This is a genomic window from Trinickia sp., from assembly GCF_036503415.1.
Lineage (GTDB): Bacteria > Pseudomonadota > Gammaproteobacteria > Burkholderiales > Burkholderiaceae > Trinickia.
Genome location: NZ_DASXWY010000038.1, coordinates 1 through 1,908 on the forward strand (window position 1 = coordinate 1; position 1,908 = coordinate 1,908).

Here is a 1,908-nt window from a genome sequence, read left to right on the forward strand (position 1 = left end):
CCTAGCGATTCGAGCGAGCGCTCGACGGTCTCCTTGCGGTTCGGCATTTCGTAGACGCGTGCAACGAAATCGAGGTTCTCGCGAATCGAGAGATCCTCCCAATAGGAAAAACGTTGCGTCATGTAGCCGACGTGGCGCTTGATCTGCGCGCTCTCGCGCACGATGTCGAAACCCAGGCATGTGCCGCTGCCCGAGTCCGGTGTCAGCAGACCGCACATCATCCGGATCGACGTGGTTTTGCCGCTTCCGTTCGGGCCGAGAAAGCCGAAGATTTCGCCGCGCCGCACCTGCAACGAGACGTCTTTGACGACATGCTTGGCACCGAATCGCTTATTGAGCCCACGCACGTCGATCGCGTAGTCGTTTGCCGGCGCGCTCATCGCAGACGCACCTCCACGGGCTGGCCCGGATGCAGCTTCGCGGCATCGGCAACGGCAGGATGTGCTTCGACCATGAAGACGAGCTTTGCGCGCGTCTCGTTGCTATAGATGACCGGCGGCGTGTACTCGGCTTCGCGCGAAACGTAGGTGATCGTCGCGGGCACATCGGCCGCGCAGCCATCGCAATGAACCATGACCTCGCGGCCCGCCGCGAGCCCGCCCACGACCGGCTCCGGCACGAAGAACCGTACCTTGACGTTCTGCGGCGGCAACATCTGGACGACCGGATTGCCGGCTTGCACCCATTCGCCGATGCGATAAAGCGTGTCGTAGACGATGCCGGCCTGCGCGGCGACGACGCGTTTCTGATCGACCTTCCACTGTGCCTCTTCGACGCTGGCTTGGGCCGCCTCGACCTGGGCTTTTTGCGCCCCGATCTGTTGGGCTCGCGCGGGCAATCTGGCAACCGCGACCTGATTCGTCAACTCGCGCACCTGCGCGGCGCTTGTGTCGGCCAGCGCGCGAGAGTCGTCGAGCTGAGCCTTGGCGATGCCGCCTGCGCGGTACTGCGCTTCGTCGCGCGTCAGTTGTTGAGCGGCCTTGCGCGCATTCGCGACGGCCTGTGCGAGCTGCGCCTTCGTCACGTTGACCTCCGGGGGGCGCTTGCCGTTCGACAGGTCGGCCAGTTGGGCTCGAGCCGCACTCAACTGCTGAGCGGCCTGATCGAGCGCCGCCGTTTCGTAAGTGGACTCGAGCGCGAAAACGGTCGCGCCGGCCGCGACCTCCTGCCCACGGTGCACGCTCAATTGCGCGAGCGTGCCCGATTGCGACGATGCGAGATACACGAATTCGCCTTCCGCGTAGCCCTGCCAGCTCACAGGACGCTCGCGCGTGCACCCGCCCGCGGCGAGGCCCAACGCCATCACCCACACGCCGAGCATCGACCGATGCCGCCCGCGCAGGCTGCGCCGCGACGTCGCGAAGGGCTTCATGTGCGGCTCCTTGCCGGCTTGCTCGCGCCGCGGCCCCGCGCAGCCGCAGGCGGTTGCAAGCCGCTCGTCAGCAACGCCGCGACGTGCCGCTGCAGCGCAGCACGGCCGAGCTTGGGCATCTTCTGCAGCCCTTGCCATATCGTCGCGGTCGCAAGCGGCAGCATGACGAGCCCGAGTATCGATAGAAAAAGAAACGGCGCCTCGATGTCGGGATTCACCGTGCCGGCTCGCTGCGCGGCTTGGATCCGGTGCGCGAAACGCCGGAGGTTGTCCATCGGAATGCGTGCAAGCAGCCGCTCGCGCAACAGGCCCCCTTCGTTGACGACTTCGCGCAACCACAGGGAGGGCAACCACGGCATGCGCCCTGTGACGTCGAACAGACGGTCGGCAAGCTGATGCGCGAGTTGCGCCGCATCCTCCTCGTAGTCCGCCTCACCGACTTGCCAGACGAAGTGAATAGCGCGTGCGATGCGCTCCTCGACGACGATATCGAGCAACGTTTCGCGATTCTTGAAGTAATAGTGGACCATCGCCGA

The 1,908-nt window shown here is 65.2% G+C and carries 3 protein-coding genes; all 3 read right to left on the bottom strand.

The annotated features are described in order from the left end of the window. Positions 1 to 380 (bottom strand): ABC transporter ATP-binding protein (locus VGL01_RS05635; protein ID WP_331567868.1); only part of this gene is annotated, 380 nt, incomplete at its 3' end. After that, positions 377 to 1,303: an HlyD family secretion protein gene (locus VGL01_RS05640; protein ID WP_331567870.1), complete on the bottom strand. Its 927-nt coding sequence runs from the start codon at positions 1,301 to 1,303 to the stop codon at positions 377 to 379. The genes VGL01_RS05635 and VGL01_RS05640, both read right to left, overlap by 4 nt. A 65-nt stretch (positions 1,304 to 1,368) precedes the next feature. Beyond that, positions 1,369 to 1,908 (bottom strand): TetR/AcrR family transcriptional regulator (locus VGL01_RS05645; RefSeq protein ID WP_331567869.1); only part of this gene is annotated, 540 nt, incomplete at its 5' end.